26 protein-coding genes are annotated in these 22241 nt (G+C 69.1%); 17 read left to right on the forward strand and 9 right to left on the reverse strand.

From position 1 onward, the window contains the following. Positions 1-80: 80 nt before the first annotated feature. From E3O23_RS09860 to E3O23_RS09885, 6 genes are all read right to left on the reverse strand, one after another. Positions 81-1415 (reverse strand): sulfate adenylyltransferase subunit 1, encoded by a 1335-nt coding sequence (locus E3O23_RS09860; RefSeq protein WP_134490573.1) that lies wholly within the window; start codon positions 1413-1415, stop codon positions 81-83. Beyond that, positions 1415-2407 (reverse strand): sulfate adenylyltransferase subunit CysD, encoded by a 993-nt coding sequence (cysD, locus tag E3O23_RS09865; RefSeq protein WP_134490575.1) that lies wholly within the window; start codon positions 2405-2407, stop codon positions 1415-1417. The genes E3O23_RS09860 and cysD overlap by 1 nt, the downstream gene beginning before the upstream one ends. Further along, entirely contained in the window at positions 2404-3117 is a 714-nt protein-coding gene (locus E3O23_RS09870; RefSeq protein ID WP_134490622.1) for a phosphoadenylyl-sulfate reductase, read from the reverse strand. The genes cysD and E3O23_RS09870 overlap by 4 nt, the downstream gene beginning before the upstream one ends. Before the next feature lie 56 nt (positions 3118-3173). Beyond that, complete coding sequence (locus E3O23_RS09875; RefSeq protein WP_134490577.1) at positions 3174-4898, reverse strand: nitrite/sulfite reductase; 1725 nt, start codon at positions 4896-4898, stop codon at positions 3174-3176. A gap of 164 nt (positions 4899-5062) precedes the next feature. Continuing rightward, a complete protein-coding gene (locus E3O23_RS09880; protein WP_134490579.1) occupies positions 5063-5770 on the reverse strand; it encodes a sirohydrochlorin chelatase in 708 nt (235 codons plus the stop codon). A gap of 60 nt (positions 5771-5830) precedes the next feature. Beyond that, positions 5831-7225, reverse strand: a complete 1395-nt coding sequence (locus E3O23_RS09885) for an FAD-binding oxidoreductase (protein ID WP_134490581.1) — start codon at positions 7223-7225, stop codon at positions 5831-5833. A gap of 215 nt (positions 7226-7440) precedes the next feature. Between E3O23_RS09885 and ftsY the strand changes: the two genes are divergently transcribed. From ftsY to E3O23_RS09910, 5 genes are all read left to right on the forward strand, one after another. Continuing rightward, positions 7441-8316 (forward strand): signal recognition particle-docking protein FtsY, encoded by an 876-nt coding sequence (ftsY, locus tag E3O23_RS09890; protein ID WP_134490583.1) that lies wholly within the window; start codon positions 7441-7443, stop codon positions 8314-8316. A gap of 9 nt (positions 8317-8325) precedes the next feature. After that, positions 8326-8829, forward strand: coding sequence for a DUF2004 domain-containing protein (locus tag E3O23_RS09895; protein ID WP_134490586.1), 504 nt, complete (start codon positions 8326-8328; stop codon positions 8827-8829). Between the two features lie 97 nt (positions 8830-8926). Beyond that, a complete protein-coding gene (ffh, locus tag E3O23_RS09900) occupies positions 8927-10513 on the forward strand; it encodes a signal recognition particle protein (protein WP_134490588.1) in 1587 nt (528 codons plus the stop codon). A 93-nt stretch (positions 10514-10606) separates the two neighbouring features. After that, positions 10607-11068: an META domain-containing protein gene (locus E3O23_RS09905; RefSeq protein WP_134490590.1), complete on the forward strand. Its 462-nt coding sequence runs from the start codon at positions 10607-10609 to the stop codon at positions 11066-11068. Between the two features lie 9 nt (positions 11069-11077). Beyond that, on the forward strand, positions 11078-11869 hold the full coding sequence (locus E3O23_RS09910; protein ID WP_134490592.1) for an LLM class F420-dependent oxidoreductase: 792 nt from the start codon (positions 11078-11080) through the stop codon (positions 11867-11869). 33 nt (positions 11870-11902) lie between these two features. Here E3O23_RS09910 and E3O23_RS09915 read toward each other — a convergent pair whose 3' ends face one another. Next, positions 11903-12562: a hypothetical protein gene (locus E3O23_RS09915; RefSeq protein ID WP_134490594.1), complete on the reverse strand. Its 660-nt coding sequence runs from the start codon at positions 12560-12562 to the stop codon at positions 11903-11905. 144 nt (positions 12563-12706) lie between these two features. Next, a complete protein-coding gene (locus tag E3O23_RS09920) occupies positions 12707-13843 on the reverse strand; it encodes a glutamate--cysteine ligase (RefSeq protein ID WP_134490596.1) in 1137 nt (378 codons plus the stop codon). Positions 13844-14075: 232 nt separating this feature from the next. Here E3O23_RS09920 and rpsP point away from each other — a divergent pair, with 232 nt between their 5' ends. The 12 genes from rpsP (at position 14076) to E3O23_RS09980 (ending at position 21656) form a co-directional block, all read left to right on the forward strand. Then, entirely contained in the window at positions 14076-14504 is a 429-nt protein-coding gene (gene rpsP, locus E3O23_RS09925) for a 30S ribosomal protein S16 (protein WP_134490598.1), read from the forward strand. 2 nt (positions 14505-14506) lie between these two features. Beyond that, a complete protein-coding gene (locus E3O23_RS09930) occupies positions 14507-14743 on the forward strand; it encodes an RNA-binding protein (RefSeq protein ID WP_134490600.1) in 237 nt (78 codons plus the stop codon). Between the two features lies 1 nt (position 14744). Then, the gene (rimM, locus tag E3O23_RS09935; protein WP_134490602.1) at positions 14745-15401 is read left to right on the forward strand and encodes a ribosome maturation factor RimM; all 657 of its coding nucleotides are present in this window, start codon (positions 14745-14747) and stop codon (positions 15399-15401) included. A 114-nt stretch (positions 15402-15515) separates the two neighbouring features. Then, entirely contained in the window at positions 15516-16280 is a 765-nt protein-coding gene (trmD, locus tag E3O23_RS09940; RefSeq protein WP_134490604.1) for a tRNA (guanosine(37)-N1)-methyltransferase TrmD, read from the forward strand. Positions 16281-16289: 9 nt separating this feature from the next. Continuing rightward, positions 16290-16805: an MFS transporter gene (locus E3O23_RS09945; RefSeq protein ID WP_134490606.1), complete on the forward strand. Its 516-nt coding sequence runs from the start codon at positions 16290-16292 to the stop codon at positions 16803-16805. Positions 16806-16995: 190 nt separating this feature from the next. After that, positions 16996-17343: a 50S ribosomal protein L19 gene (rplS, locus tag E3O23_RS09950; protein WP_134490608.1), complete on the forward strand. Its 348-nt coding sequence runs from the start codon at positions 16996-16998 to the stop codon at positions 17341-17343. Between the two features lie 100 nt (positions 17344-17443). Further along, positions 17444-18193, forward strand: a complete 750-nt coding sequence (lepB, locus tag E3O23_RS09955; protein ID WP_134490610.1) for a signal peptidase I — start codon at positions 17444-17446, stop codon at positions 18191-18193. A gap of 6 nt (positions 18194-18199) precedes the next feature. After that, positions 18200-18844: a ribonuclease HII gene (locus E3O23_RS09960; protein ID WP_134490624.1), complete on the forward strand. Its 645-nt coding sequence runs from the start codon at positions 18200-18202 to the stop codon at positions 18842-18844. Positions 18845-18856: 12 nt separating this feature from the next. Then, positions 18857-19180: a DUF2469 family protein gene (locus E3O23_RS09965; RefSeq protein ID WP_134490612.1), complete on the forward strand. Its 324-nt coding sequence runs from the start codon at positions 18857-18859 to the stop codon at positions 19178-19180. Between the two features lie 31 nt (positions 19181-19211). Then, positions 19212-20684 (forward strand): glyceraldehyde-3-phosphate dehydrogenase, encoded by a 1473-nt coding sequence (locus tag E3O23_RS09970; RefSeq protein WP_134490614.1) that lies wholly within the window; start codon positions 19212-19214, stop codon positions 20682-20684. Positions 20685-20813: 129 nt separating this feature from the next. After that, complete coding sequence (locus tag E3O23_RS09975) at positions 20814-21287, forward strand: hypothetical protein (protein ID WP_134490616.1); 474 nt, start codon at positions 20814-20816, stop codon at positions 21285-21287. Positions 21288-21365: 78 nt separating this feature from the next. Next, positions 21366-21656 carry a helix-turn-helix domain-containing protein gene (locus E3O23_RS09980; protein ID WP_134490618.1) on the forward strand — a complete coding sequence of 97 codons (291 nt, stop codon included), beginning with the start codon at positions 21366-21368 and terminating at the stop codon, positions 21654-21656. A 4-nt stretch (positions 21657-21660) separates the two neighbouring features. Here the strand turns inward: E3O23_RS09980 and E3O23_RS09985 are convergent, their stop codons facing one another. Continuing rightward, positions 21661-22107, reverse strand: a complete 447-nt coding sequence (locus E3O23_RS09985) for a nitroreductase family deazaflavin-dependent oxidoreductase (protein ID WP_134490620.1) — start codon at positions 22105-22107, stop codon at positions 21661-21663. Positions 22108-22241 lie beyond the last annotated feature (134 nt).

Here is a 22241-nt window from a genome sequence, read left to right on the forward strand (position 1 = left end):
GACCAGCGCCGCGGCCAGGCCGGCCGCCAGCACGGCGGACCGGAGCGCGCCGAGGCGCCGGCCGCGGACGACGCGGCGGCTCACGACACGCCTCCCGCGGCGAGGACGATCCCGGCGGCCAGCGTCGAGCCGTCCTGCGGGTGGATCACGAGGAAGGCCCCGGAGCGGCGGTTCGCCGCGTAGGTCTCGATCGGCAGGGCAGCCGCGAGGCGCACCGTGGCCTGCCCGATGTCGTTCACCTCGAGGCCGTCGGCGGCCTCGATCGCGAGCGTGTCGAGGTTGCGCCGCCCGGTGACGAGGGGGACGACCGCCTGGATGGTGGCGGTGCCGAACTTCACGAGCACGCGGGCCCCGGGGGCCAGGGGCCGGGGGTCGAGCCAGAACAATGCGGCGGTCAGCTCCTTCACCGGCTCGGGGAGGGTGCCGGCGGCGGCGATCACCGCGCCGCGGGCGATGTCGAGGTCGTCTCGGAGGCGCAGGGCCACCGATTGCGGGGCGAAGGCCTCGGCGAGTTCCACGCCGGCGAAGTCGATGCCGGTCACGACCGTCGTCCCGCCGCCGGGGCTGACGGTCACGGTGTCGCCCACGCGCAGCGTGCCGGATGCGACCTGGCCGGCGTAGGCGCGGTAGTCGCGGTACCGGTGGGCGTCCTCCGGAGCGACGGTGACGGCTCCCTGCGGGCGGAGGACGAGCTGGACGGGCAGCCGGAAGGACTCGATTTCGCTTTCGATCTCGTCGACGAGCGGCAGCGTCTCCAGCAGCTCGAGCAGGCTGGGCCCGTCGTACCAGGGGGTGTGCTCCGACCGGTCGACGACGTTGTCGCCGACCAGGGCGGACACGGGGATGACGTGCACGGCGCCGAGGCCGAGTTCGGCGGTGACGGCGCGGACGTCCCGGGCGACCTCGGCGTAGGCCGTTTCGTCGTAGCCCAGCAGGTCGATCTTGTTGACGGCGACGATGACGTGCGGAACGCGGAGCAGGGCCAGGACGGAGAGGTGCCGGCGGGTCTGTTCGAGCACTCCCTTGCGGGCGTCGATGAGCACGACGACGGCGTCGGCCGTCGTGGCGCCGGTGACCATGTTGCGCGTGTACTGCACGTGGCCGGGGCAGTCGGCGAGGATGAAGGAGCGGCGGCCGGTGGCGAAGTAGCGGTAGGCGACGTCGATCGTGATGCCCTGTTCCCGCTCGGCGCGCAGGCCGTCGGTGAGCAGCGCGAAGTCGATGCCGCCGGTGTCGCCGCCGAAGCCGCGTTCGGCGGAGGTTCGGGTGACCGCGTCGAGCTGGTCGGCGAGGATCGCCTTGGAGTCGTGCAGCAGCCGGCCGACGAGCGTCGACTTGCCGTCGTCGACGGAGCCGGCGGTGGCGAAGCGGAACAGAGTGCCCTGGAGCGGCCCGTCTAGAAGCGTGTCGGTCATTAGAAGTACCCGTCTCTTTTTCGATCTTCCATGGCGGCCTCGGAGATTCGGTCGTCGGCCCGGGTGGCGCCCCGTTCGGTGAGCGTCGACTGGGCGACCTCGCGAACAACGTCGTGAACGGTGGCGGCGCCGGATTCGACGGCGCCCGTGCAGCTCATGTCGCCGACTGTTCGGTAGCGCACGGTCCGCAGCTCGACCTGCTCGTCGGCGCGCGGTGCGCTGACCGGCCCGACCGCGCGCCACATGCCGTCGCGCAGGTAGACCTCGCGGTCGTGGGCGTAATACAGCGGCGGGAGGTCGATCCCTTCGCGTTCGATGTATCGCCAGACATCCAGTTCGGTCCAGTTGCTGATCGGGAAGGCGCGCACGTGCTGGCCGACCGTGTGGCGTCCGTTGTACAGGTTCCACAGTTCGGGGCGCTGGTTGCGCGGATCCCACTGGCCGAACTCGTCGCGCAGGGAGAGGATGCGCTCCTTGGCGCGGGCCTTGTCCTCATCGCGGCGGGCGCCGCCGAAGACGGCGTCATGGCGCCCGGCGGCGATGGCGTCGAGCAGGGGCAGGGTCTGCAGCGGGTTGCGGGTGCCGTCGGCGCGCTCCTGCAGGCGGCCGTCGTCGATGTAGTCCTGCACGCCGGCGACCTCGAGGCTGATGCCGAGCCGGGCGACCGTGGCGTCGCGGAACGCGAGGACCTCCGGGAAGTTGTGCCCGGTGTCGACGTGCAGCACGGGGAACGGCACCCGGCCGGGCCAGAACGCCTTTGCCGCGAGGTGGAGCATGACGACGGAGTCCTTGCCGCCGGAGAACAGCAGCACGGGGCGTTCGAATTCCGCGACGACCTCACGGATGATGTGGATCGCCTCGCTCTCGAGCACGTCGAGCTGGGAGAGGCGGTGCGGCCGGCCGGGCGCGGCGGGTGCCGGTACCGGGAGGGACGCCGGCGTCGTGGGTGCCGCGGGTGCCGCAGGTGCGGTGGCGAGGTTCTGGGCGCTCATAGGTGGAGTCCGCATTCTGTCTTCTCGAGCCCGGCCCAGCGGCCGGAACGGGGATCTTCGCCGGGGGCGACGGGCCTGGTGCACGGCGCGCAGCCGATCGAGAGGTACCCCTGCGAGAGCAGCGGGTTGACCGGCACGGCGTGTTCGACGGCGTAGGCCTGCAGCTCGTCGAAGGTCCAGGCGGCGAGTGGGTTGACCTTGACCAGGCCGTTGCGTTCGTCCCACTCGACCAGCGGGGTGTTCGAGCGGGTCGGGGCCTCGTCGCGGCGCACCCCGGTGAACCAGAGTTCGTAGCCGCCGAGGGTGCGGTGCAGCGGGGCGACCTTGCGCAGCGCGCAGCACCGGCCCGCGTCCCGGGCGAACAGGTCGGTGCCGAGCGCCGCGTTCTGCTCGGCCACGGTCTGTTCCGGGAGCACGTCGACGATGGTGACGTCGAGGGTGCGGGCGACGGTGTCGCGGGTGGCGTAGGTCTCCGGGAAGTGATACCCGGTGTCGAGGAAGAGCACGTCGACCCCGGGGAGGGACCCGGCGACGATCTGCGGCAGCACGGCGTCGGCCATGGAGCAGGCCACGGCAACCGCCTCGGTCTCGAAGTTCCGGGCGACCCAGTCGATCACCTGGCCGGCGGATGCCTCGCCCAGCTCGGCCGCGCCCGATTCGGCCAGGGCGCGGAGCTGCTCGGCCGTGCGGTGGCCCGCGCGGCTTGCCACGGCGCCGAGCTTGACGCCGCCGGTTGTGGCGCTGCCGGTCGCGACGGTGCGGCCGCTCACTGGAGTGCCCCCTCGTCGGCCCGGTGCGCCCAGACGGCGAACGTCTCGTCGTCCGCGCGCTCGCCGAGGAACCGGCGGACCAGGCGCTCCACATAGTCGGCGAGGTCCTCGGCGGTCACCTTGAGGCCGCGCACGGTGCGGCCGAGGCCGGCCTCGTCGCGGCCGACGGAAGCGAGCCCGCCGCCGAGGTGCACCTGGAACCCCGGCACCTGGCCGCCGGCGCCGTCGGAGAGGAGCTGCCCCTTGAGCCCAATGTCGGCGGTCTGGATGCGCGCGCAGGAGTTCGGGCATCCGTTGACGTGCAGGCTGATCGGCTGCGGCAGGTCGATCCCGGCCAGGCGCTCCTCCAGTGCGAGCACGGCGTCGGTCGCGGTCTGCTTGGTCTCGACGATGGCGAGCTTGCAAAATTCGATGCCGGTGCAGGCGATGGTCGAGCGGCGGAACAGGCTCGGGCGTGCGGCCAGGCCGAGCGCGTCGAGCGCCGTGATGAGCGGTTCGACGTTCTCCTCGCTGACGTCGAGGAGCACGATCTTCTGGTGCGGCGTCGTGCGCAGCCGGGTCGAGCCGTGCTGCTCGAGCAGGTCGGCGAGGCCCGTGAGCATCGTGCCGGAGACGCGGCCGACGAAGGGCGTGACGCCGATGTAGAACCGGCCGTCGTTCTGCTTGTGCACGCCGACGTGGTCGCCCTGGCTGGTCGGCGTGGGCGCGGGCGGGCCATCGGGCAGCGCCTCGTGGAGGTATTCGTCCTCCAACACCTGGCGGAACTTTTCCGGCCCCCAGTCGGCGAGCAGGAACTTCAGCCTGGCCTTGTTGCGCAGCCGCCGGTAGCCGTAGTCGCGGAAGATGGAGGCGACGCCGAGCCAGACGTCGGCGACCTTGTCGGGGGCGACGAAGGCGCCCAGGCGCTCGCCGAGGCGGGGACTGGCGGAGAGGCCGCCGCCGACCCACAGGTCGTAGCCGAGGCCGAGCTCCGGATGCCGCAGGGCGACGAAACCGACGTCGTTGATCTCGTGCACGACGTCCTGGCTGGGGTGCCCGGTCAGGGCCGTCTTGAATTTGCGGGGGAGGTTCGCGAGCTCGGGGACTCCGATGTACCGCGCGGTGATCTCGTTGATCACGGCGGTCGGGTCGAGCAGCTCGTCCACGGCGATGCCGGCGACGGGGGAGCCGAGCACGACGCGCGGCACGTCGCCGCAGGCCTCGGTGGTCTGCAGGCCGACGGCCTCCAGGCGGCGCCAGATCTCGGGGACGTCTTCCACCCGGATCCAGTGCAGCTGGATGTTCTGCCGGTCGGTGAGGTCGGCGGTGTCGCGGCCGAATTCCTCCGAGATCTCCCCGATCACGCGCAGCTGACCCGTGGTCAGCTGGCCGCCGTCGATGCGCACGCGGAGCATGAAGTACTTGTCCTCGAGCTCGTGCGGCTCGAGGGTCGCGGTCTTGCCGCCGTCGATGCCGGGCTTGCGCTGGGTGTAAAGCCCCCACCAGCGGAACCGGCCGTGCAGGTCGGTGCCCTCGATCGAGTCGAAGCCCTGCCTGGAGTAGATCTTCTCGATCCGCTCTCGCACGTTGAGGCCGTTGTCCTGCTGCTTCCACTCCTCGTTGCCGTTGAGCGGGGCCGTGCCGTCGACCTTCCACTGTCCGTGCGGCCGGGTGGCGGGGCGCTGCGGGCGCGGGGTCGTGACGCGGGTCGCGCCGGCGGTGGGGGTCTGGCTGGACGGCATGGTCTGCTCCTCTTCGATCGGCGAGAAGCGGACGGAAGACGGTGCCCGCAAACTGCGCTGGGTACGACGGTAGCCAGCGCCGGAGCGCGCGTCACGCGCGCCGGTAACGGCCGGTCACGCGGGGTAGCGGGGCGTCACAGTGGACCGTTCGGGGCCCTTCAGGCCTACGCTGCCGAGCGGTAGCGGTCGAGGACGACGTCGACGATCTGCCGGGGAACCGGCGCGCCCGGAACGAGCAGCGGCGAGGTCACGACGGTTGCCCCGGCGGCCAGGACGAGGTCCTGGAAGAAGCCCGGGGCCAGCAGGTAGCTGCTGACGACGACGCGTCGCCCGGGGTTGTCCCGCCGGGCGGCGGCGACGGCGTCGGCGAGCCTCGGCTCGGCGGCGGACAGGAAGCCGAGGGCCACGGGACGTTCGGCTGCCGCGGCGAGCAGGTCGGCGACGATGCGGCAGTCGGCGACCGCCCTGGCGTCGCTCGACCCCGCCACGGCGAGCACGACCACGTCGTCGTCCCGGAGGCCGGCCTGGTCCAGCCGGTCCCGGAGCAGGTCGACGAGCCGGTCGTCGGGACCGAGGGCGCCGGCGAGCAGCACCGCGCGGTCGGTCACGGCCCGCACGGCGTCGGTCAGGTCGACGTGCACGTGGTAGCCGGCCGACAGCAGCAGGGGAACCACGATCGCCGGCAGGCCGGCCGGAAGCGCCGCCAGGGTTTCCGGCGCATCAGGGTGCTGCACGTCGACGAAGCCCAGGGCGACGGTGAGCAGCGGCTCGGCGTCGGCGACCGCGCGCATCAGGGCGGCCACGGCGGCCTGGCCCGCCGGCGAGGAGGTGCCGTGGGCGATGCCGGCGAGCGCGGGGGCGGGGATCGTCACCCTCCCATTCTGTGGGCCGACGTCCCGGGTGTTACGTCGCGCGTCGTCGGCCGGGCGCAGTCAGCTGGGCAGGCGCCGGTTGCTCCGGAACAGGCTGTCGGGGTCGACGGCGAACTTCACTTTCCCCAGTCGGGTGAGGACCTCGGGCGAGAGTGCGGCGGAGAGGTCCTGGCCGGGGGAGAGCAGCGTCGGTACCATGCGCGGAATCGTCATCTCGGAGAAGGCCCGGTCGATCGGGCCGAACACGGCCTCCCGGTCGATCCTGCGGCTCGGGTCCATCAGGATCGCCCCGGCGAACACGAGGTACTGCGCGTCGAGGTGACCGACGACGCCCGTCGCATCAGCGGCGGCATCGGCGATCGCGCCGCCGAGCGGTCGGAGCTGCACCATGGACAGGCCGGCGGGGGTGGCGGGCGCGAAGGCCTCGATGAGCGGCGCGAAGCCGTCTTCGCCGAGCGCCGTGACGGCCGCGTTCCAGTCCAGGCTCCCCATGGGATCGGTGGGTTCGGCCGCGACCTCGCCGAGGTGACCGATGTCGAACGGCTGCGTCAGGTTGGCAATGACGGGCGCGGCGGACAGCAGGGGCGCGAGGAGCCCTCCGGCCGTGGCGGCGTCGCCGACGAACACGACGTCGACGGTCGCGAAGCTGTGGCCGCGCATCGGCTCCGGCACCATCGGCGCGTCCGGCATGTTGACCAGCCCCATGAAGATCGTCAGCTCGTCCGGCGCCTCGGCCATGATCGCGGCCACCGTGTCGAGCACGATGGCCGCCGCCTCGATGGGGAAGAGGATCTTGCCGCCGAAGAGCGCCGGGGCGGGGTAGAGGTCGATTTCGAGCGCCGTGACCATGCCGAGCATGCCGGCCGCGCCCCGCAGCGCCCAGAGCAGCTCGGCGTCGCCCCCCGCACTGCTGTCGGCGCTGATTCGGCGGGACCGCCCGTGGGCGTCGACGAATTCGACGGCGCGGATGGAGTGGGCGGCCAGGCCCTTCCAGCGGCTGAACCAGGAGTGCCCGCCGGAAAGCAGGTAGCCCGCCGCGGTCACGTCGGGGTTCGTGCCGGCCAGGGCGATCAACCCGGTCCCGGCGAGGCGGGCCAGGACGGCGCCCCATTTGACGCCGGCGCCGATCCGGGCGTAGCGCTCGTCGACGTTGACGGTCACCTCGTCAAAGTTGGCCAGGCGCACGAGGATGCAGCCGCGCAGGTCGCTGCTCGCCCCGTGCCCGCCCGGCTGCACCGCGATTTCGAAGCCCCCGATGCGGGCGGCGGCGATAATGCGCCGGAGGTCGTCCGCCGAGGCGGCGGGGATGGCGACCGCGGCGGGCTGCTGGTCGACGGCCAGGTTCCACGGCATCCTCGCCGTGTCCCAGTCGGCGTCGCCCGGCAGGACGAGCCGTCCGTCCAGGGTCGCGGCGAGGGTTCGAAGGTTCGGATCCATCTCGGTCGTGTGCTGCATGGTCGTTCCTTCCGGTGGGATTCGTCTCGGGGTCCAATACGGACACGGAGCGATTATCGACCCGGCGGTGCGCGCCGCCAACCCCGCGAGCGGGAGCTGGAGAGCGCTCTCAGCAACTTCTGGCCTTGAGTTGCGGAAAAAGTACCTTCAGTTCGGGAACGAAGGTACTTCGTCCGCGACTCAGCCGGGGATCAAGCGCGCCCTAGGCTAGAGCCATGGCAGAACGCACCTCCTGGTCTCTCTCCGGCGCCCTGCGCGGCATGTTCGCGAAGCGCTCGATCGATGAGCAGACCTGGGAGGACCTCGAAGACGCGCTGATCCAGGCGGACTTCGGGCCCGACGTCACCGACGGCATCCTCACCGAGCTGCGGGCGAAGGTCGCGAAGTACAACACGACCGACCCGACCGACCTGCAGCGGATGCTCCGCGAGGGCATCGAGGAACGGCTCGCCCGGCTCGACTCGACCCTCACGCTCAGCGCCCGCCCGGCGATCGTGCTCGTCGTCGGCGTGAACGGTGTCGGCAAGACCACGACCATCGGCAAGTTCGCGAAGTTCCTCCGCGGCTACGACCGCAGCGTGCTGATCGGGGCGGCCGACACCTTCCGCGCCGCCGCCGTCGAGCAGTTGGCGACCTGGGCGGAGCGCGCCGGCGCGGACATCGTGCGGCCGCAGGCGCAGGGCCAGGATCCGGCATCCGTCGCCTTCAAGACGGTCGAGAAGGCCATCAACGACGGCATCGACATCGTGATCATCGACACCGCCGGCCGGCTGCAGACCAAGAGCGGGCTGATGGACGAGCTCACCAAGATCCGCCGGGTGGTCGAGAAGCAGACCCCGATCGCCGAGGTGCTCCTCGTCCTGGACGCCACCACGGGCCAGAACGGCCTGGCCCAGGCCGAGGCGTTCATCGAGCACGCCGGCGTGACCGGGCTGGTGCTGACCAAGCTCGACGGCTCGGCCAAGGGCGGCTTCGTGCTGGCCGTGCAGGAGAAAACAGGCATTCCCATCAAACTGATCGGCCAGGGTGAGGGCATCAACGACCTCACCGGATTCACGCCGCATGTCTTCGCTAAAAAACTCGTCGGATAGGACCCACTCATGACCATCGAACACGATTTCTTCGGCATTCTCGGCAGCGACGACGACGGCGAGGTGTACTGGTCGGAGTCCGCGGAACTCGGCGACCAGAGCGTCGAGGTCGACCTCAGCTCCCCGGATGAGGAATCCGTGTCGGTCGAGGCGCTCGACATCGCCGCCGCGATGATCAATTCGCTCGAGGAGCTCGACGCCGCTGCCCGCGAGTCGCTCGTCGCGGACCTCAGCTCGGAGAAAAGCCTCACCGCGCGGTACATCGAGCAGCACTTCGAGGAGATGGATGCCGAGGCCCTCGACGACGCCATCATCTGGGACTCCGGCGACAAGCAGATCGACTTCCTGCGCTCCCTGCGGCTCCAGCGCGTGGGCTTCCACCCGCACCACAGCGCCAGCGAGGGGCACTTCGCCCTGCTGGACTACTCCATCAGCCCCGACGACACCGATTCGCTGATGGTCGTCACGATCGACGTGCACGGCGACACCGTGGCCCTCGCCATCGAAAACTGACCCCTCCCCGCGAAACCGCAGTTGTGCGCGTCATCCGTGCCGAATAGGCGGCACAACTGCAGTCTCGCTTGACCACGGCACGTAAACTGGGTTCACAATGGCTACTTTTGGAAACCTCTCAGATCGCCTCGCCGAGACCTTCAAGAATCTCCGCACGAAGGGCAAGCTCTCCGCCGCGGACGTCGACGGCACCGTCCGCGAGATCCGACGCGCCCTCCTCGAAGCGGATGTCGCGCTCGAGGTCGTCAAGGACTTCACCGGCAAGGTGCGCGAACGCGCCCTCGGTGACGAGGTCAACAAGGCGCTGAACCCGGCCCAGCAGGTCGTGCAGATCGTCAATGAGGAGCTCGTGCAGATCCTCGGCGGTGAGCAGCGCCGCCTCGAATTCGCCAAGAAGCCGCCGACCATCATCATGCTCGCCGGCCTCCAGGGCGCCGGTAAGACCACGCTCGCCGGCAAGCTCGCGAAGTGGCTGGCCAAGGACGGCCACACGCCCATCCTCGTCGCGGCCGACCTGCAGCGTCCGAACGCGGTCACCCAGCTCGAGGTCGTCGGCGGCCAGGCCGGCGTGCCCGTCTACGCGCCCGAGCCCGGCAACGGCGTCGGCGACCCGGTCAGGGTGGCACGCGACGGCGTGAAGTTCGCCCAGCAGAAACTGCACGACGTCGTCATCGTGGACACGGCCGGACGCCTCGGCGTCGACGCCGACATGATGAAGCAGGCCGCGGACATCCGCGCCGCCATCGACCCGGACGAGGTCCTCTTCGTCATCGACGCCATGATCGGCCAGGATGCCGTGAGCACGGCCCGGGCGTTCCAGGCCGGCGTCGACTTCACCGGCGTCGTCCTCACCAAGCTCGACGGCGACGCGCGCGGTGGCGCCGCGCTGTCCATCGCCTCGCTCACCGGCCGGCCGATCATGTTCGCGTCCACGGGCGAAAGCCTCGACGACTTCGAGCCGTTCCACCCCGACCGCATGGCCAGCCGCATCCTCGACCTCGGTGACATCCTCACCCTGATCGAGCAGGCGCAGGGCGCGTTCGACGAGGACGAAGCCCGCAAGATGGCCGAGAAGTTCTCGACAGACACCTTCACCCTCGACGACTTCCTCGGCCAGATGCAGCAGCTGCGCAACATGGGCTCGATCAAGAAGATGATGGGCATGCTGCCGGGCGCCGGCGCCATGAAGGCTCAGCTGGAGAACTTCGATGAACGCGAGATCGTGCGCACTGAGGCGATCATCCAGTCGATGACGAAGGCCGAGCGGGCCACCCCGAAATTGCTGAACGGATCCCGCCGGCTGCGGATCGCCCGCGGCGCCGGCTCGACCGTCACCGAGGTCAACCAGCTCGTCCAGCGCTTCGAGCAGGCCGCGAAGATGATGAAGACCGTCGCCCGCGGCGGCACCCCGAACATCCCGGGCATGGGCCCGATCCCCGGCGGCAGCTTCGGCGGCAATCGCAGCAAGCAGCAGCCGAAGAAGAAGGGCTCGAAGTCGGGCAACCCGGCCAGGCGCGCGGCGGAGAACGCCGCCCTCGCCGCCGGCGAGAAGCCGGCCGCCGAGGCGGGCGTTCCGGGCGGCTCGGGCTTCGGGCTGGGCGGGGCGCAGAAGCCCGGTGGGTCCAGGCCCGGCGGGCCGAGCGAAGAGGAAATGGCCGCCCTGCAGAAGATGCTCGGGCGGTAGGCTCACACCTCACACACTCAGGGCCACAAGCCAGGGCCACAATCCAGGGCCACGGGGTGCAGGATCAGACCACGAGGTGCAGGGAGGCAGCGGATGCGTCAGCGCAAGAGACGTCGAGTTCTCGTCCTGGGCGCGTTGGCCCTGGCCGGCGCCGTCCTGGCCGGGTGCGCGACCGGCGCAGGGCCGGCCGAGCCGCCGTCCAGCGCCACGGCCGGCCCTGCCCCGGAGGACCTCGTCGGAACCTGGGTCGTCGACGAGCGCTTCGCCGTGCAGCTCCAGCCGTTCCTGACGATCGCCGCCGACGGCACCTGGGCCGGCTCCGACGGCTGCAATGGCGTGCGGGGCACCTGGGAGCTCGGAGCCGGCGGCGCCATCACGACGACGGCGGGTCCGCACACCCTCATCTACTGCGACGGCAAGGACCTGCCGACGCTCTTCGCCGACGCGAAGAAGGTAGCCGTCACCGGCGACACGCTGGTTCTGCTGGATGCCGCCGGCGAGGTCACGGTGACCCTCATCGCCGGTCGCGAGCAGCTGCTGAAACCGCAGGCGTAGGCTTCCCGCATGAGCCCAGCCCCCGTCCGTCCGGTGCGCCTCGGCGTGCAGGTCGCCCAGCAGCACGGCACCATCGGCGCGATCAGGGACACGGTCGCGAAGGTCGAAGCCCTCGGCGTCGACATCGTCTTCGACTGGGACCACTTCTTGCCGCTGTCCGGCGAGCCGAACGGCCCGCACTTCGAGTCGTGGACGCTGCTGGCCGCCTGGGCGGAGCAGACCTCGACCATCCAGCTCGGCGCCCTGGTGAACTGCAACAGCTACCGGAACCCGGACCTGCAGGCCGACATGGCCCGGACTATCGACCACATCAGCGGCGGACGCTTCATCTTCGGCACCGGATCCGGCTGGTTCGAGCGCGACTACGCCGAGTACGGCTACGACTTCGGCACCGTCGGCACCAGGCTGGACGCCCTCGCAGAGGCCCTGCCGCGGATCGAGGCGCGCTGGGCGAAGCTCAACCCGCCGCCGCTGCGCGACATCCCCGTGCTCATCGGCGGCGGAGGCGAGAAGAAGACGCTGCGCATTGTCGCGAAGCACGCCGACATCTGGCATTCCTTCTCGAGCCCGCCGGTGCTCGAGCACAAGCTCGGCGTGCTGGCCGGCTGGTGCGACAGGGTCGGCCGCGACATCGCCGAGATCGAGATCTCCACCGAGCTGCGCCGGCGCAGCGTCGACGAGGCCGACGAGCTGTACGCCCTCGGGGCGCGGCTGTTCACGATCGGGGTGTCCGGCCCGCGCTACGACCTCGCGCCCGTGGTCGACTGGCTCGCCTGGCGCGACAGCAAGAACGCGGGCTGAATCTGTTCGGTGCACGATGATTGCCGTGCGCTGTCACCCGATCACGAGAAAATAGACGGCAGCGGCCGCCCCGAGTGCAACGAACGTCGACAACACCAACACGTTCACGAGCGGCCGCCTTGACGTGTCCCACGCGGTATAGACGCCGGAAAGCGAGCAGCCCATCCCCAGAAGGGCAGCCGCCCACACGATGACGAGACCGAACTCGAGTGTGGCGCCCGATGCGTCGGCGGCCGCAAAAAAGGGGTAGGCGGTCTCCACAATCACTATCCCCCCGGTTCCCACAAGGAGAAAGAGCTGCACGACGGTGATCAGGCGCACGCCCAACGGCATCCGGGCGACGGTCAGATGCCGGCCCCGCAGCCACACTGACCACGGAACGAAGACAACCGTCAGCAGGACCATGGCCAGTCCACCGACGAGCGCGCCCAGCCCGGTTAGAAACGCGTGGGAACGACCGTCCGAGTCGGTGAAAAAGTTCAGCACGAGCAGGGTCCCGCCGCCCGCATCTCGCTGAAGAACGAAGATGTCCCAGCCACTCCGCTTCTCGCCGTCGGCCGCGCCCAGCCACGGGAGAAATGACGCCACCATGACCGCGACGCCGCAGATGACCGCCACCAGGCCCGTGATCAGCGCACGACGTTTCCAGTGCGTGGCAACTGCGGGGGGATGTAGAACGGGAGCCTCAGACATCGCAATCCAATCCCGGCCTCGTCGTCGGTGCGGTACCGGAACCATAGTGCCGGCCTCGCGCCGCGGCTAGGGGCCCCGCAAACACGTACGTGAACGCTTATGTCTGCGTCAACGCCCCTATCCGGCCCTCTCCCGGCAGCCCTCTTACAGCGCGAGCCCGGTCCGGAGTTCCCGGCTGAGCGCCGCGACCACGGCCGGCAGGCTTCCGCCCTGCGCCTCGGCTACCCGGAGCTGGCGCTGGTAGCTGGCGCCGTGGCCCAGGATCAGGTTCAACTGGAGCAGCTCCGGCAGGCAGCCCAGCCGTTCGGCGACGGGGGAGAGCACGTCGATGAGCCGGCGGATGTCATCCGTCACCGGCCGCTCCGCACCGGCGTCGTCGAGGATGACCCTTGCGTCCAGCCCGTACCGCGCCGCGCGCCACTTGTTCTCCCGCACGAACCAGGGCGGCATCGTCGGCACGTCCTCGCCGGAGTCGAGGGTCGTCGACATCCACTCCACCAGGCAGTGGATCAGGGCGGCAATGGCCCCGAGTTCCTGCGGCGTCGAGACTCCGTCGCAGACCCGCACCTCGATCGTGCCCCAACGCGGTGACGGTCGGATGTCCCAGCGAACCTCCGTCGCATCCTCGATGATGCCCGTGACGGTCATCTCGTTGACGTACCGCTCCCACGCCTCCCAGTCGGGCAGCATCCAGGGCAGGCCGGCGGTGGGCAGCTGCTGGAACATGAGGGAACGGTTGGAGGCGTAGCCGGTGTCGACCCCCGCCCAGAACGGGCTGGACGCCGACAGCGCCTGCAGGTGCGGGATGTAGGTGAGCAGGCCGTTGAGGATCGGCATCACCTTGGCCCGGTCCTCGATGCCCACGTGCACGTGGATACCCCAGATCATCATGTTGCGGCCCCACCACTGGGTGCGGTCGATCAGCCGGTGGTAGCGCGGCTTGTCGGTGATCTCCTGCTCGTACCACTGCCCGAACGGATGCGACCCGCTGCAGATGACGTCCACGCCGCGCGGTTCGGTGATGGCGCGCACCTCGTCCAGCTGGCCGACGACATCCGCGACGGCCCCGGCGACGGTCGTGTGGACCCCGGACACGAGTTCGACGGTGTTCAGCAGCAGCTCGCCGGTGATGTGCGGATGCGGGGACCCGTCGTCGCCGCGGAGGGTGTCGAGCACCTCGGCGGCGATGGAGGCCAGGTCACCGGTCTCGGCGTCGACGAGGGCGACTTCCCACTCGATGCCGACGGTCGACCGCGCCGATGGGGCGAATTCCATTCCCACATGCGCTCCTCCGCTGGTGCCGACGGCAGCCCGAAGAACTGCGCCTGCCGACAATCCTGACACCGAGGCGGCCGATTATCACAAACGGGGGGATGTCTGACAGAATGGTTAGTCGAGTTCTCTTGCGTCCGACCCTCTAATCAGACGCAGGAAAACCATATTGAGCTTGCTCCGAGTGTGCCCCCACGCTCACGGCTGTCAGTTCGCCAAACATCACTAACACAGGAGAATTGTGGCTGTCAAAATCCGTCTGAAGCGCATGGGCAAGATCCGTGCACCGTACTACCGCATCGTTGTCGCTGACTCGCGCACCAAGCGCGACGGCCGCGTCATCGAAGAGATCGGCATCTACCACCCCACGCAGGAGCCCTCCGTCATCGAGGTCAAGTCCGAGCGCGCGCAATACTGGCTCGGCGTCGGCGCGCAGCCGACCGAGCAGGTTGCCGCTCTCCTCAAGCTGACCGGCGACTGGGGCATCTTCAAGGGCGACAAGAACGCCAAGAACACCGTCAAGATCAAGGAGCCGAAGGTTCCTTTTGTCGCTGACGAGAAGAAGAAGCCCGTTCTGAAGCCGAAGGCAGAGAAGCCCGTCGTCAAGGAAGAGGCTCCCGCAGCCGAAGCGACCGAGGCTGACGCCGAGGCCGCCGAGGACAAGGCGTAATCTTGCTCGCTCCCGCGCTGGCGCACCTCGTCAAGGGGATCGTTGATCACCCGGACGATGTGCAGGTCGTTGCCAAGAACTCACCCCGTGGCGATGTTCTCGAGGTTCGCGTGAACCCCGAGGACCTCGGCCGGGTGATCGGTCGCGCTGGTCGCACCGCCAAGGCGCTGCGCACCCTCGTGGCCGCACTGGCCGACGGCAAGCGCGTGCGTGTCGACGTCGTTGACACTGATTTCTAAGGTGAGCGACTCCACGCCGCAGCGCACCCAGCTACGCGTGGGGCGCCTGACGAAGGCCCATGGCCTCAAGGGCGCAATCAAGCTGGAACTGTTCACGGATGACCCGGGGCGACGTTTCGTCCCGGGCGCCGTGTTCACCCTCCAGGTGCCGACCAGCTCACCCTGGCACGGCAAGACCCTCGAACTCGTCGAGTTGCGCTGGTACAACCAGCACGCCGTCGGCTTCTTCAAGGATGTTCCGGACCGCGAAGCGGCCGAGACCCTCGCCAAAGCGATCCTGTGGATCGACCAGGACTCGGCCGAGCAGTCGGACGAGGAAGACGCCTGGTACGACCACCAGCTGGTCGGGCTCGCTGTCGTCCGCGACGGCGTCCAGGTCGGCACGCTGGCCCGGCTGGAGCACCTGCCCGCGCAGGACCTCCTCATCGTCAAGACGCCGGGCGGCGAGATCATGGTGCCGTTCGTCAAGGCGATCGTGCCCTCCGTCGACGTCAAGGCCGGCGTCATCACCGTCACCCCGCCTCCCGGGCTCTTCGAGGAGATCCCCGAGACGGAAGAACCCGCCGAACCCGCCCCGGAACCAGCCCCGGAACCCGCCCCGGAAACGGATGCCGCGACATCCACTCCCGGCGACTCCACGACCGAGCCTGCTCCGTAACACCCCGCGAAACCGCAGTTGTGCGCGCCATTCGGGCGTTTTAGCGCGCACAACTGCGGTTTCGCGGGAGGAGGGAGGCGGGAGGCGGGAGGGCGGATCGGTAGACTCGCAGCCATGCGCATCGACATTGTCACGATCTTTCCGGAGTTCTTCGGGGTGCTCGACATTTCGCTGCTCGGCAAGGCCCGCCAGTCCGGCCTGATCGACCTGCGCGTGCACGATCTGCGCGATTCCACCCACGACCGCCACCGCACCGTCGACGACACCCCGTACGGCGGCGGCGCCGGCATGGTCATGAAGCCGGAGCCGTGGGGCGAGGCGCTTGACGGCATCCTGGCCGACATGGGTGCCGAGCCCACGGCCGTCGCCGCCGAGGTGACGGATGCCGCCACCGGCCCTGTCCTCATCTTCCCGTCCCCGGCGGGGGAGCAGTTCAGCCAGGCCATCGCCCGGGAACTCGCCGAGGAACCGAACCTGATCTTCGGCTGCGGCCGCTACGAGGGCATCGACCAGCGCGTCGTCGACCACTTCTCCAGCCGCGGCAGGGTGCGGCTGATCAGCCTCGGCGACTACGTACTCAACGGGGGAGAGGTCGCGGTCATGGCCATGGTCGAGGCGATCGGCCGGCTCATTCCCGGCGTCGTCGGCAACCCGGAGAGCCTCGTCGAGGAGTCGCACGAGGACGGGCTGCTCGAATACCCCAGCTACACCAAGCCGGCGCTCTGGCGGGGCCTCGACGTGCCCCCGGTGCTGCGCAGCGGCAACCACGGCGCCGTCGCCGCCTGGCGCCGGGAGCAGCAGCTGGAGCGCACCCGGCGAGTTCGTCCGGACCTTCTGCCCCCAGCGAACTCCGAGGAAATCGGCGACGCGCAGGGATAATCTGGTCCCGTGATCGTTCGCAGGATCTTCTACTACTGGCAGTTCATCGCCATCGGCGCGCTCCCCGTGTGGCTGCTCGTCGGTTCGTCGATCTTCGGCGCCGGCGGCTGGGAAGTGCTCGGGGTGACCATCGGCGCGATCGCTCTCGGCATCGCCCTGCTCGCCGTCGCGTTGCTCGTCTACGCCCGCGCCGAGGTGCGGGAGACGAGGGCCGTGTCCTGGCCGGATGTCGGCGTCTTGGGCCTGTGGCACGCGCTCGTCGTCGGGGTCGTGTTCTACGCCGCTGAGGCGCCGGGGGTCTGGCTGCTGGCCGTCCTGGCCGGCATCGCGGCATTCTGGTTCGCGGTCTGGGAACTGTTCGACGCCGCCCGGCGCCGCGTACGCCAGGTGATCGAGTTCATTGACTCGACGTCCGGACCCCTGGTGGTCACCGAGACCACTATCCTCGGCACGACGGACCCCGGGCCGACCCGTCCCGTCGACCCCACGGTGATCATCATCCCGGAGAAGCCAACGAACTCCTGACGGCCCGCTTTGCTGTCCGGCCCGGTTTCGTGACAGAATAAGCGTTTGTGCCGCGGTAAACCTCTGCCACAGGGGAGATTCGCCATGAGCGGCGCGCATTGACTTATCGGTTGCTGAGGCGACGCGCGGACCGCGTGTCGCGAAGCATAATTCGTAGTCGACCTGTGGCGGGTACAGAGAGCGAAAAACCATGCATATTCTCGACCAGGTGGATGCACCGTCACTGCGGAAAGACATCCCCGCCTTCCGGGCCGGCGACACCGTCAAGGTCCACGTCAACATCGTTGAAGGCACCCGCTCGCGCGTCCAGGTCTTCCAGGGCGTCGTCATCGGCCGCTCGGGCGAAGGCGTCCGCGAAACCTTCTGCGTGCGCAAGGTGAGCTTCCAGGTCGGCGTCGAGCGTACCTTCCCGGTGCACTCTCCCGTCATCGACCACATTGAGATCGTCACCCGCGGCGCCGTGCGCCGCGCGAAGCTGTACTACCTGCGCAACCTGCGCGGCAAGAAGGCCAAGATCAAGGAAAAGCGCTTCAACTGATTCCACGCCTTCGAGTCGCTTCACAGCGGATTCGCAGGCCGACAGGAATTCGCCCCTGAGCTCCTCACCCCTAAACTGGGTGCGGAGCTCAGGCGGTTTAATGACAGAAAACACTCTGCCCACGCGATCAGATCGCCTGGCATCAGAGACGCGGCGCAAGAAGCGCGGCGTCGGACTATTCCTTCGCGACCTCGTAATCATCTTCGTGGTCGCGCTGCTCATCTCGTTCCTGATCAAGACGTTCCTGATCCGCTCGTTCTACATCCCCTCCGGGTCGATGGAGCAGACGCTGCTGGAGAACGACCGGATCATCGTGAACCAGTTGCAGCCCGGGATGTTCCCGGTCGAGCACGGCGACGTCGTCGTGTTCCGCGATCCCGGCGGCTGGCTCCCGCCGCAGACCCCGGTCGAACAGAACGCCATCGTGGCCGGGATCGACTGGATCCTCTCCGTCGTCGGGCTGTCTGCCCCGGACAGCAACGACCACCTGATCAAGCGCGTCATCGGCATGCCGGGAGACCACGTCGTCTGCTGCAACGCCCTCGGCCAGATGAGCGTCAACGGCGTCCCACTCTCCGAGGACCCGTACGTCTACCTTCCGCCCGGGGAAACCGAGGTGTCCAAGGACGACTTCGACGTCGTCGTCCCGAAGGACTCCCTCTGGGTGATGGGCGACAACCGCTACAACTCCAAGGACTCCCGGTACAACGGGACCACGCCCGGCAAGGGCTTCGTCCCGATCGACAACGTCGTGGGCCGCGCCTTCGTCGTCAGCTGGCCGCTCAACCGCTGGGGCTGGCTGGATGACTACCCGGACGCGTTCCGCGGAGTCGAAGAGGCGCGCGACTAGCTGATGATGGCCGTCGCCGAGCCTGACCTCGAAACCGAACGCTCCCTCCTGGCCGGCGGCGCGAACTGCGTGATCGGCTGCGACGAGGTCGGGCGCGGCGCCCTGGCCGGTCCGGTGGCCGTCGGATTCGCCGTGATCAACGCATCCGTCGGCCCGTTCCCGGTGGGGCTGCGCGACTCGAAACTGCTCAGTGAACCGCGGCGCCGGGTGCTCGCCCCCCTGGCCGCCGCCTGGGCGCTGCACGCCGCCGTCGGGCTCGCGTCGGCCCGGGAGGTCGACAGCCTGGGCATCATGGCGGCCCTGGGGCTCGCCGGCAAGCGCGCACTGGCCGACCTGTTCGCCGCCGGCGTGGACATCTCAGGCAGCGTCGTGCTCCTCGACGGCGCCGACGACTGGCTTAACAAGGCCCTGAAAACGCCGCTCACCGTCGTCACCCGGGTGCGGGCCGACCAGGATTGCGGATCGGTTGCCGCGGCATCCGTGATCGCCAAGGTGCACCGCGACGCCCTGATGATCGCGGCGGATGCCGTGCACCCCGGCTACGGCTGGGCATCGAACAAGGGCTACGGCAGCGCGGAACACATGGGCGCGATCGGCGAGCTCGGCGCCAACGACCTCCACCGCAAGTCCTGGCTCAAGATCACAGCGTAGGATTGAGTCACCATGGAAGAAGACGAGTTCGAGGACTACGACCGCGAAGTCGAGTTGGCCCTGTACCGCGAATACCGGGATGTCGTTGGACAGTTCCAGTACGTCGTCGAGACCGAGCGGCGCTTCTATCTGGCGAACGAGGTTGAACTCGTGCGGCGCGACACGGAGCACGACTTCTACTTCGAGTTGACGATGAAGGATGTCTGGGTGTGGGACGTCTACCGCTCAGACCGCTTCGTGAAGTCCGTTCGCGTGCTGACGTTCAAGGACGTCAACGTGGAAGAACTCACCTCCAAGGAATTCGAGCTGCCCAAGGAGCTCGCGCTCGACGAGTAGCATGACCCGATCACCGACCCGAAGGTAGTTCTTGACTCACGCATCTGACCGCGCCCGCGAAACCTGGATCAACAGGGAGGCGCTGGCCGAAGCGATGATTCCCCTCATCGGCCGGCTGTACCGTGAAAACCACGTCGTCACCTCGGTGCACGGCCGCAGCCTGGTCAACCAGTCGGTCGTCGGCCTGCTCAAGGCCCACCGCTTCGCCCGGCAGGTCGACGACGTCGAACTGCCGCTCGAGGAGACGCTGCCGCTCCTGGAGGCGCTCTGCACCCTCGGCCTGGGCGCGGCCTCGATCGACCTGGCCCGCCTCGGCGCGGCCTACAAGGCCGACAACGCCGGCCGCACGCTCGCCGAGTTCCTCCGCGAGGAACTCGCCGAGGTCGTCGACCGGTGGGGACAGGGCGACTCCACCAGCACCGACGTCGTGCTCTACGGCTTCGGCCGCATCGGCCGCCTGCTCGCCCGCATCCTGATCGAACACGCCGGCGGTGGCCAGGGCCTGCGGCTGCGGGCCATCGTCGTGCGCAAGGGGTCCGACGACGACATCGTCAAACGCGCGAGCCTGCTGCGCCGCGACTCGGTCCACGGGCCGTTCGAGGGCACGATCTCGGTCGACACGACCAACAACACCATCCTCGCCAACGGCACGCTGATCCAGGTCATCTACTCGAGCGACCCGGCGAGCATCGACTACACGGCCTACGGCATCCACGACGCCATCGTCGTCGACAACACCGGACGGTGGAGGGACGCAGAGGGCCTCTCCCAGCACCTGGCCTGCCCCGGCGTCGCGCGCGTGCTGCTCACCGCTCCGGGCAAGGGCGAGCTGAAGAACATCGTGCACGGCATCAACCACGACATGATCACCGACGACGACGCCATCGTCACGGCGGCCTCGTGCACCACGAACGCGATCACGCCGGTGCTCAAGGCCGTCATGGACCGGTTCGGAATCGTGGACGGCCACGTCGAGACGGTCCACTCGTTCACGAACGACCAGAACCTCATCGACAACTTCCACTCCGGCGAACGCCGGGGCCGTTCGGCCGTGCTGAACATGGTGATCGCCGAGACCGGCGCGGCGAAGGCGGTCGCCAAGGCCCTGCCCGAACTGGCCGGCAAGCTCACCGGCAACGCCATCCGCGTGCCGACGCCGGACGTGTCCATGGCGATCCTGAACCTCAACCTGGTCAACGGCACGACCAAGGACGAGCTCAACGACTACCTCCGCACGATGTCGCTGAACTCGACGCTGCACAAGCAGATCGACTTCATCGACTCGCCAGAGGTGGTCTCCACCGACTTCCTCGGCTCACGCCGCGCCGGCATCGTCGACGGGCTGGCCACGATCGTCACCGCCAACAAGGCCATCCTCTACGTCTGGTACGACAACGAGTTCGGCTACAGCTGCCAGGTCATCCGCGTGCTCGAGGAAATGGCCGGTGTGCACCCGCCGGCCTTCCCGCGGGTGAGCGCCGTGGAGCTGCAGCCCGCCGGCTGAGGCGCCGGGGGCACCGCCTGCACGTGATCGCCGCGGATGATCGCGGCGGGTACGTCGTTCTGACGATGTGCCGAGGGGGAAGAGCACGGATACTCGTCAGCACCCGCCCCACCTGACGAAGGAGACGACATGCCCCGTCGCACGCAGCTCAGTGTCATCTCGGCCCTGATCGCCGCGCTGGTCGTAGCGCCGGCCCTTCCGGCCGCGGCCGTCCCGCCGCTGCACATCCCGCCGGCCGGCGCCGGGACCAGCCTGATCGCGGATTCCGACTCGCCGTGCGGCTCGTTCACGATGGTGACCCTCGACAACCAGCGCACCAGGGTCTTCACCAACAAGGTGGGCGACGTGACCGCCATCAGCACCACCGGGTCGCTGCGCGTGAAGCTCATCTCGGATGTGACCGGGCGATCGATCGACCTCAACGTCTCCGGGCCCCTGTTCATCCGCGGGGTGGCTGACCCGATCCTGACCGGGTCGATGCTGCTCTATGCGAAGGGGATCCTCGCCTTCGTGCACGGTCGCGCGGTCATCACGGGCGGGCTCGCCGACCGGGCCGTGATCACCGGCGCGCGGAGGGACCTCTGCCCCATCCTGAATCCATAGGCTCCGGGTCGGCCGGGCATCTGCCCGACCGGGCTCCCGGCCGAGCCCGGTGCGCGAATCAGGCGTACTGTTCGCCGCATGAGCAGCGCTGGGGTAGAAGTCGTCGGCCGCGACGACGATCCGAATCGCCTGGGCCGTGCCGTGGCCGCCCGACCGCCCCGCCCGGACCGGGTGGCCGTCCTCAGCGCACGAGAGCACCAGGTCACGGCGCTCATCAGCGAGGGGTGCACGAACGCCGAAATCGGCCGGCGGCTTTTCATCTCGGCGCGCACCGTGGGCGTGCATGTCGGTCACATCCTCGACAAATTGGGCGTGGCCAACCGTGCGGGCATCGCCGCGCGGGCCGTTCGTGAGGGGTGGGTGGACTGAGCGCTCAGCCCTGCCGCGGCTCGCAGATCACCACGGGGATGTCCCGCCCCGTCTTGTGCTGGTAACCCTCGTAACCGCGGTAGGCGGCGACGATCTTCGGCCACAGTTCGGCCTTCTCCGCGGCGGTGGCGGTGCGTGCGCGCATCCGCAGGGTGGCGCCGTCGACCGTCAGTTCGACATCCGGGTTGGCCGTGAGATTCAGGTACCACATCGGATTGCGGTCCCCGCCGCCCTTGGAAGCGACCAGGACGTAGCGTCCGTCGCCGTGCACGGGCGCGGTGAGCATCGTCGAACGCCGCTTGCCGGACGTGCGCCCGATCGTGTGGAGTTCGACGGCCGGCATGGAGCCGAACGCCCGCAGGAGCCGCCCGCCCGACAACCTGAGCAGGGCCCGGTGGCCGTCGCTCATCGCCCTCATCATCAGGTCGGTCAGGTCATTACGCAGGCTCATCTGCCCAGCCTAGGAGGCTGCGGGGGGTGCGAACTTCGAATGTCGGTGGTCGGGTATTGACTGTTCTCATGGACCTCATCACTGAGTACCTGACTTACCCGGACAACGCGTTCGGGGACGGCAAGCCCGAAGGC

The sequence above is a fragment of the Cryobacterium tagatosivorans genome (assembly GCF_004402215.1).
Classification (GTDB): Bacteria; Actinomycetota; Actinomycetes; order Actinomycetales; family Microbacteriaceae; genus Cryobacterium; species Cryobacterium tagatosivorans.

Bases quoted from the DNA above. Each gene is read 5' to 3' on its own strand.
- E3O23_RS09910 (WP_134490592.1), top strand. From the start codon at position 11,078: ATGAGCCCAGCCCCCGTCCGTCCGGTGCGCCTCGGCGTGCAGGTCGCC.
- trmD (WP_134490604.1), top strand. From the start codon at position 15,516: ATGCGCATCGACATTGTCACGATCTTTCCGGAGTTCTTCGGGGTGCTC.
- rplS (WP_134490608.1), top strand. From the start codon at position 16,996: ATGCATATTCTCGACCAGGTGGATGCACCGTCACTGCGGAAAGACATC.
- E3O23_RS09960 (WP_134490624.1), top strand. From the start codon at position 18,200: ATGGCCGTCGCCGAGCCTGACCTCGAAACCGAACGCTCCCTCCTGGCC.
- ftsY (WP_134490583.1), top strand. From the start codon at position 7,441: ATGGCAGAACGCACCTCCTGGTCTCTCTCCGGCGCCCTGCGCGGCATG.
- E3O23_RS09875 (WP_134490577.1), bottom strand. From the start codon at position 4,898: ATGCCGTCCAGCCAGACCCCCACCGCCGGCGCGACCCGCGTCACGACC.
- E3O23_RS09975 (WP_134490616.1), top strand. From the start codon at position 20,814: ATGCCCCGTCGCACGCAGCTCAGTGTCATCTCGGCCCTGATCGCCGCG.
- E3O23_RS09860 (WP_134490573.1), bottom strand. From the start codon at position 1,415: ATGACCGACACGCTTCTAGACGGGCCGCTCCAGGGCACTCTGTTCCGC.
- E3O23_RS09885 (WP_134490581.1), bottom strand. From the start codon at position 7,225: ATGCAGCACACGACCGAGATGGATCCGAACCTTCGAACCCTCGCCGCG.
- cysD (WP_134490575.1), bottom strand. From the start codon at position 2,407: ATGAGCGCCCAGAACCTCGCCACCGCACCTGCGGCACCCGCGGCACCC.
- E3O23_RS09985 (WP_134490620.1), bottom strand. From the start codon at position 22,107: ATGAGCCTGCGTAATGACCTGACCGACCTGATGATGAGGGCGATGAGC.
- ffh (WP_134490588.1), top strand. From the start codon at position 8,927: ATGGCTACTTTTGGAAACCTCTCAGATCGCCTCGCCGAGACCTTCAAG.
- E3O23_RS09895 (WP_134490586.1), top strand. From the start codon at position 8,326: ATGACCATCGAACACGATTTCTTCGGCATTCTCGGCAGCGACGACGAC.
- lepB (WP_134490610.1), top strand. From the start codon at position 17,444: ATGACAGAAAACACTCTGCCCACGCGATCAGATCGCCTGGCATCAGAG.
- E3O23_RS09980 (WP_134490618.1), top strand. From the start codon at position 21,366: ATGAGCAGCGCTGGGGTAGAAGTCGTCGGCCGCGACGACGATCCGAAT.
- E3O23_RS09915 (WP_134490594.1), bottom strand. From the start codon at position 12,562: ATGTCTGAGGCTCCCGTTCTACATCCCCCCGCAGTTGCCACGCACTGG.
- E3O23_RS09905 (WP_134490590.1), top strand. From the start codon at position 10,607: ATGCGTCAGCGCAAGAGACGTCGAGTTCTCGTCCTGGGCGCGTTGGCC.
- E3O23_RS09965 (WP_134490612.1), top strand. From the start codon at position 18,857: ATGGAAGAAGACGAGTTCGAGGACTACGACCGCGAAGTCGAGTTGGCC.